The sequence below is a fragment of the Reinekea sp. genome, assembly GCF_982785585.1.
Window position 1 is genome coordinate 76,210 of the sequence record NZ_CEYAVF010000013.1, and the last position, 6,902, is coordinate 83,111.

Genomic DNA, 6,902 nt, shown 5'->3' on the forward strand with positions numbered 1-6,902 from the left:
ACCAGCAACTTCAACGCCAGACTATTGGCCTGTAAGACCAGTTGCGGATCGGTCAGACTGACTTGATCGGGGCGTACGCCCTTGTTAAAACGTCGGCCGCTTAAACGCACCAGAGTCGATCCGAACCAAAACAGTAGGCCGGTAAAAAACACTAGATCGATCGGCTCAGCCTGCTGCACTTGCGGCCACCAGAGCGATAACAGCCCGATAAGGCCTGCAGCCCCAAGGTTAGCAAGCAGAGCAAAGCCTAACACTGTCTTCATGCGTTTCGAACCCTATTCAATGGCAGCCAGAATACAACTATTACGCCACGACTCAAGAGTTTCCGTTCTTCTCATCCACCGGCTCCGGTTGGGTGGGTTGGCGCAGCGGGTCGGCCAGCTCAGGGTTTCGATTGAGCAGATTTTCGATCCAACCCATTAGGCGTTTCAAGGCCCCCTGTTGTTGCTGGTAAAACAGGTAAGCGCGCTGGCCATAGGTGTCGCGCAAATCTTTGGACTGCAGCAAGCCGAGTAGGCGATCGCGCAGCTCATCGACCGAGTGCACCATCACCACCGCCTGTTCGGCACGCATCGCCTCGATAATGGTTTGGAAGTTGGTGTAACTCGGTCCGATCAGCACCGGCACGCCCACGCTAGCCGGTTCGATGGGATTGTGGCCACCGCCACCGTTCAGGCTGTTGCCGATAAAAGCAGCCTGGGCCAAGCCAAAGAAGGTCATCAGTTCGCCCAGGCTATCGATTAAAAACACCGACTGATCGGCGTTCGGCACCTGATCGAGCGAGCGTCGAGCAAACTGAAAATGTTGTTTATAGAGCAGGCCGGCGATCCGGTCGGCGCGCTCCGGGTGGCGCGGGACTAAGATCAATAGGGCGTCGGGTAACTTAATCTTCAACTTGCCGTGCGCCTTGAGCAGCACTTCGTCCTCGCCCTCATGGGTACTGGCGGCAATCCAGATCGGCCGCTTACCGATGGCTTTCGACAACTGTTTGCTGAGATCGCGGGTTCGGGTGTCCAGTGTGATATCGAACTTAATCGACCCGGTGACCTGCAATTTGCGCTCGTCGACCCCCAAGGCGGCGAAACGATCGGCATCGGGGGTGTGTTGCGCGGCAATACCGCTGAGACTTCTGAGCATCGGCCTAGTCAGGGCCCGGACCCGTTGATAACCGCGCTGGGATTGCTCGGATAGCCGAGCATTGGCCAGCAATACTGGTACTTCCGCCCGTCGACAGGCATGGATCAGATTGGGCCAGAGCTCGGTTTCCATAATCACCAACAGTCTGGGCTGTAACCGTTTAACCAGCTTGCGTTGCAGGCCGGGCATATCCCAAGGCAGATAGGCGTGATGAACCGTGGTGCCAAACAGCTTGCGCACCGTAGCCGAACCGGTCGGCGTCATGGTGGTAAGCAGAATGGGAATATCCGGGTGACGTTGCTGCCATTGCTCCACCAAGGGTTTGGCGGCGATGGTTTCACCGACACTGACGGCATGAATCCACAGGCAGCCCTGAGGATAAAGCGGCCAATGGCCCATCCGTTCGGGCCAGCGCAATCGGTAATCCGGTTGTCGGCGGCCCTTTAGCCAGAGTCGCAGCAGCACCAGCGGCAGCAGCAGCGACCAGATGAGTGAATAGGCGGTTAAGGCAAGGCGTGTTTTCATCCGTTACTCCAGCCAGTAAGACAGCACATCGTTTAAATGCAGGTAGCCATGGTCGGTTGTGGCGACTGAATCATCCTGCCAGCGGATCAGTCCGCGCGCCACTAATAGGCTTAGCACCGGGGCAAGCGTCGCGCTTGGCACGCCGGTGCTGTGCTCAAACTGACGCAGGGAGACCGGCTCACGCAGTCGAAAAGCATTGATAAAATAGTCGAACGGTCGGTCGGCTTCCGCAATGCTCTCTTCCTGGCGCATCAGCGGTCGGTCGGCATTGAGATAATCCTTAGGCAACCGAGTTTTCTTCGTTCGGGTGATGCTGAGGCCACCCTGAGTGAGAGCACGGCTATACTTGCCATGGGCGCCGGGACCCAAACCCAAATAGTCACCATAGCGCCAATAGTTCAGATTGTGTTGGCTCTGGTCGGCATCGCGGGCATAGGCCGAGACCTCGTATTGGTTATAACCCTGACTGGCCAGATACTCCTGGCCCGCCTGCTGGATGTCCCACAGGGTCTCATCGGCCGGCAAGGTCGGAGGTTGACGGTAAAATTCGGTGTTCGCCTCGATGGTCAATTGATACCAGCTGATATGGGTCGGGGACAATGCCACGGCCTGGTGCAGATCGGCCAAGGCCTCGGCTTCGGACTGGTCGGGCAGACCGTGCATGAGGTCGATATTAAAGTTGTCGAAGCCCGCTTGTCGGGCGATATCGATGGCTCTTATTGCTTCGTCGGCGGAGTGAATTCGGCCCAGCGTTTGCAATAAACGGTCAGCAAAACTCTGCACCCCAATAGATAATCGATTCACACCGGCCGCGCGAAAGCCGGCAAAACGATGCGCCTCGACAGTTCCAGGGTTGGCTTCCAGGGTGATTTCAGCGTTGTCGGTCAAGCCGATATAGTGCTCGACCCAGTGGATGATCTGGCCGATCGCACTGGCGCTGAGCAAGCTGGGCGTACCGCCGCCAAAAAAAACCGATTGGGCCTTGCGCCCCTGTGCCAAGGAGGCATCTTGGCGAATGTCTTCGTGCATCCGGCTCAGATAGTCGGCTTCGGGAATGTCCTCGGCCTTGGCGGCATGGGAGTTGAAATCGCAATAGGGGCATTTGCGGATACACCAAGGCACATGGATATAGATGGCTAAGGGGGGCAGTGACATCTTAGCGACCCACCGCTGCGGGGTTTTGCTCTAACAGCTGCGCCATGCGGCGCTTAAAAGCCGCCACGGCAAGCCCTCTGTGGCTGAGTCGGTTTTTTTCTGCCTTGCTTAACTGCGCCGCACTGCACCCGTGTGCCGCGACCCAGAAAATGGGATCGTAACCAAAGCCCTTATCCCCGGCCGGTGCCTGGAGCAGAGACCCTTCCCAGGTACCCTGAATGACGATCGGTGTTGGATCATCGGCATGGCGCATAAAGGCCAGTACGCAATGAAAGCGAGCGGTTCGCTCGGCCGGGGGAACGTCTTTGAGATCGACCAACAGCTTGTTCAGATTGGCCAAATCGGACTTGTCACCGCCGGCCATTGAGGCATAGCGCGCACTATAGATGCCCGGTGCGCCTTGCAATGCATCCACTTCCAAACCCGAATCGTCCGACAGCGCGGGTAATCCGGTCAAACGTGCGGCGTGACGCGCCTTTATAAGGGCATTTTCGATAAAACTGAGACCGTCTTCAATCGCATCGGGGACATCTAGCTCGGCCTGTGGCTGAATCTTGATGGCCAGGGGCGCCAATAGATCATTAAATTCCCGCAACTTCCCGGCATTATTGGAGGCAAGAACCCAGTGGTTGGTGCAATACATGGTGCGCATCTCATGGCCAGTTATAGTGTCGGGGATTTTAGCATAGTGCACCCGATGGGCGTAATGCCGATAACGATTAGTCTGGAATTTTAGGCTTAGAGACCAGTTGACGGTCACGATGCATTTTTTATTTCTCTGTCGATGCAAAAAGACCACCTCAGGACTGAGTCTAATTTTCTGGGTCCAAGGCGCGGTGAGAATCACTATAGTATTGATGCTTTTCCGATAAGGCCTTCGGGCCGGGCCGAAGGAACCTAGATTGTTTTTTTGACTATATCCTCACTATTAATGGCCATGCGCACGAAAATAAGTTCGGCGCTGATAGGGATAGTGATACAAAAAATAAAATAGGCGTCACAATTCTCACCGTCTAAGCAGTAGCTTGGTTCGTCCGGGTGGATTCAATTTTTGGTAAAATATTAATATTTTTTATAATAAAAATAATATTAAAAAATAAATTTGTAAAAATAATCAACCCAGCCATAAATTCCATTTGAATTTCATTATTATATTAGTTAATCTTTATGTTGTCTGAAGCGAGGAATGCTTCAAAAAGACACTGCCTGTGTGCAAGCAGGTAGGCACCCACAAGGACGTTTTTTCTATGCCCCTTCAATTGGTTTATGCCGACTCAAAAAAACGCCATTCTGTAGCGCTTCTAAAGCATATTATGCAACCCGGTCCAATACTATTTGCACAACTTTAGGGTGCCCGGCATTTGATGCTTAAAACGGCTTATAGGCAAAATTAATGATCAACTTAACTAGACTTAAGTTGGATCCTTTGGGCCGCCTCGATAAATATTGTTGGTGCCCTTAGGGTCTGGCTTGGTTGTTGCGCTATGCAGCAGTTTTCATCGGTTATAAGAAGGACCTGTTATGACTCAAGGCGTTGAACCAACCGACGAGTTGTTTGCTGTAAAAAACGGACAACATGATGAGCGCGACGTCGCGCCCCCTATCGGGTCGCAGCCGAGTTTAGGGCGTGGCCTGGGTTGGTCAGCCCTGATGCTGGTGATGGTGTCGGTCAGTGCCTTTGTGTATTTGATTGGCTACAGCGTTTATCTGACCCTGGTGCAGTCGCATAGCGCTACTCTGCTCGATGTGGACACCATTGAAACCCTGACCTTAGCCCATTCGGAATCGGTCGATGCGCTATTCGGCCTGTTGGGCTTGGAAACCCTCTTCGTGCTACCGCTGTTACTGTTTGCCGCGCATTTTAAGGGCCAGTCTTGGCGCCAAACCTTGGCGGTTCAAACCTTTAGTCGCTATTGGTTTTGGCTGGCATCCTGCCTGTTTTTGGCCTATTTGGCTGTTTCAGTATCGGTCGACATTCTCTGGGTATCCGAACCGGATGATTTTATCGCAAAGATGCTGGGCACTAAAAGCCTTTGGGCCAGTATCGCGCTAGTGGTTTTTGCGCCCCTGGTGGAAGAGTTTTTCTTTCGCGGTTATCTATTCGCAATGCTCCGGTCGACTCGATTGGGCGCATGGGGCACCCTAGTCATGACATCGCTGTTGTTCACGCTGGCGCACGCCGGACAGTATCAATGGTCGGTACTTTGTGTTGTTGGATTATTGGCTCTTTTTTTGGGTTATGTGCGCGAAAAATCGGGCAGCATCTGGCTACCGATTCTGTTTCACGCCTTGAACAATCTGTTGGCTGTTGTTTTCGTGATTTGGCTTGGTGTGTCATAACTTAGGGTTGCCGGTTCAATCGTCCCGGTTGTGTTGTTGAAATTTTAAAGTGAAAAGGAAATCAGATGTATAAAAAAATCCTGGCCCTTGGGCTGCTTGTTAGCTCCCTCGCTGGTTGTGCTGTGGTCAGCTCGCAATCCGACCCGAGCATGAGCATGGACCGTTATAAACCCCATACCGCTTGGCAGCCTACCCCAGACCCACTCGTGCAACAGGGCGTTCTCGACAACGGACTGCGTTGGGCCGTTAAGGCGTTACCGGACAATGACAATAGGGACCGGGTAGAGCTGCGCTTGCGCGTGCGCGCCGGCTCACTCGATGAACTGGACAGCGAACGCGGCCTGGCCCATATGGTCGAGCACCTAGCCTTCAACGGCACCGCCCGCTTCCCCAAACATGAGATGGTGGCGTTTTTTGAATCCGCTGGCATGAGTTTTGGCGGCGATATCAATGCTTACACCGGTTTCAACGAAACCGTTTACAGTCTAACGGTGCCATCAGATCGACCGGATCTCATCGCAACGGCTTTTGAGGTGCTGTACGACTGGTCGACCGCGGTTAGCTTCGAGGCCGATGAGGTGGCTAAAGAGGCCCCGGTGATCGTTGAGGAGTGGCGTCTCAGTGAGGGCACAGAACAGAGCGCTGGACTGCAATTCTTCAATCATCTTTATGCCGATACGGCCTATCCTGAGCGTATGCCGATTGGTGATATGAGCATCGTTAAGGCAGCGACCGCCGAGCAATTGCGCGGCTTCTATCAACGCCATTACCGGCCCGACAATATCGACGTGGTAGTGGTCTATCCAGAGGGTAGCATGGATGCAGTCGCAGCCATTGCATCCACCTTTGCCGGTTGGCAGCGCGAGCCGAGCGCTATTGATGAGCCGCAAGGATCAGCGGTTGACTTAGCCGGGATCGAGCTCTTCGGTCTAAGCGACAGCGACCAATTGAACTCCTTTTGGTTGCTATATCTGCCCGGTTTGTCGTATGAAACGAACAGTGCCGCCGGCAACGAGCTGGGCTTTATTGAAACTCTGTACACCCAAGCCCTGACGGGTCGACTGCAGCGCTTGGGTGAGCAGGAGCAGGCAGCCTTGATTGATAGTAGTGCCGGTATTGATAGTTTAGAAGACGGCCAAAAGCCCCTGCAGATCTATGGCACCGTTTATGAAGGTCGTAGCAGCGAAGCCTTGACGGCGCTCGCCGCCGAGCTTAGGCGGATGAAAAGGTACGGCATCAGTACCGAGGAATATCAGCAAATTGGTGGCCAGTTTCGCATCAGTATTGAAAACTGGGTGTCGAGCTTGGCTGGAGCATCTTCGGCAGAGCATATCGACTGGTTGATGTCCGACATCAGTGAGGAAGAACTGCCCGAAGATCCCGAGTCGATGTTGGCGAACCTGGACCAGCTGCTCAGCATCCCATTGGCGGATGTAAATCGGATCATTGCCAAGGCGATACAACCCGGTCACCTGCGCGGCTATTTCTTCCATCCTAAGGGCGCTGAGTTCGACGCTGCAGCGGCTAAGGCTGCCTACTTAACCGGTTGGCAAAATAAGTTGGAAGAACGTACCGCTGTGTCAGCAGGGTTCCAGGCTGACGCCTATCGTTTCCCTGGACTCATAGCCAAAACCGACGATCGCTTGGACAGCGAGGGCCTGATGCTCTGGACACTCGAAAATGGACTGTCGGTGGTCTTTAAGCCCACCGATTTGGAGCCGGGTCGGGCCTACGTGCAAACCCTG

The 6,902-nt window shown here is 53.9% G+C and carries 6 protein-coding genes; 2 read left to right on the forward strand and 4 right to left on the reverse strand.

Going from position 1 to position 6,902, the window contains the following annotated elements:
• From AC4FIC_RS07215 to rdgB, 4 genes are all read right to left on the reverse strand, one after another.
• Positions 1-263: hypothetical protein (locus AC4FIC_RS07215; RefSeq protein ID WP_490359391.1), on the reverse strand; the 263-nt coding region annotated here is incomplete at its 3' end.
• Positions 264-315: 52 nt separating this feature from the next.
• Positions 316-1,662: a lipid IV(A) 3-deoxy-D-manno-octulosonic acid transferase gene (waaA, locus tag AC4FIC_RS07220; protein ID WP_100255893.1), complete on the reverse strand. Its 1,347-nt coding sequence runs from the start codon at positions 1,660-1,662 to the stop codon at positions 316-318.
• 3 nt (positions 1,663-1,665) lie between these two features.
• Positions 1,666-2,817: a radical SAM family heme chaperone HemW gene (gene hemW, locus AC4FIC_RS07225; RefSeq protein WP_100255894.1), complete on the reverse strand. Its 1,152-nt coding sequence runs from the start codon at positions 2,815-2,817 to the stop codon at positions 1,666-1,668.
• Between the two features lies 1 nt (position 2,818).
• The gene (rdgB, locus tag AC4FIC_RS07230; RefSeq protein ID WP_476194782.1) at positions 2,819-3,607 is read right to left on the reverse strand and encodes an RdgB/HAM1 family non-canonical purine NTP pyrophosphatase; all 789 of its coding nucleotides are present in this window, start codon (positions 3,605-3,607) and stop codon (positions 2,819-2,821) included.
• Positions 3,608-4,338: 731 nt separating this feature from the next.
• Here rdgB and AC4FIC_RS07235 point away from each other — a divergent pair.
• Positions 4,339-5,157: a CPBP family intramembrane glutamic endopeptidase gene (locus tag AC4FIC_RS07235; protein WP_273283808.1), complete on the forward strand. Its 819-nt coding sequence runs from the start codon at positions 4,339-4,341 to the stop codon at positions 5,155-5,157.
• Positions 5,158-5,222: 65 nt separating this feature from the next.
• Positions 5,223-6,902: M16 family metallopeptidase (locus AC4FIC_RS07240; RefSeq protein ID WP_490359392.1), on the forward strand; the 1,680-nt coding region annotated here is incomplete at its 3' end.

Bases quoted from the DNA above. Each gene is read 5' to 3' on its own strand.
- waaA (WP_100255893.1), bottom strand. From the start codon at position 1,662: ATGAAAACACGCCTTGCCTTAACCGCCTATTCACTCATCTGGTCGCTG.
- hemW (WP_100255894.1), bottom strand. From the start codon at position 2,817: ATGTCACTGCCCCCCTTAGCCATCTATATCCATGTGCCTTGGTGTATC.
- AC4FIC_RS07235 (WP_273283808.1), top strand. From the start codon at position 4,339: ATGACTCAAGGCGTTGAACCAACCGACGAGTTGTTTGCTGTAAAAAAC.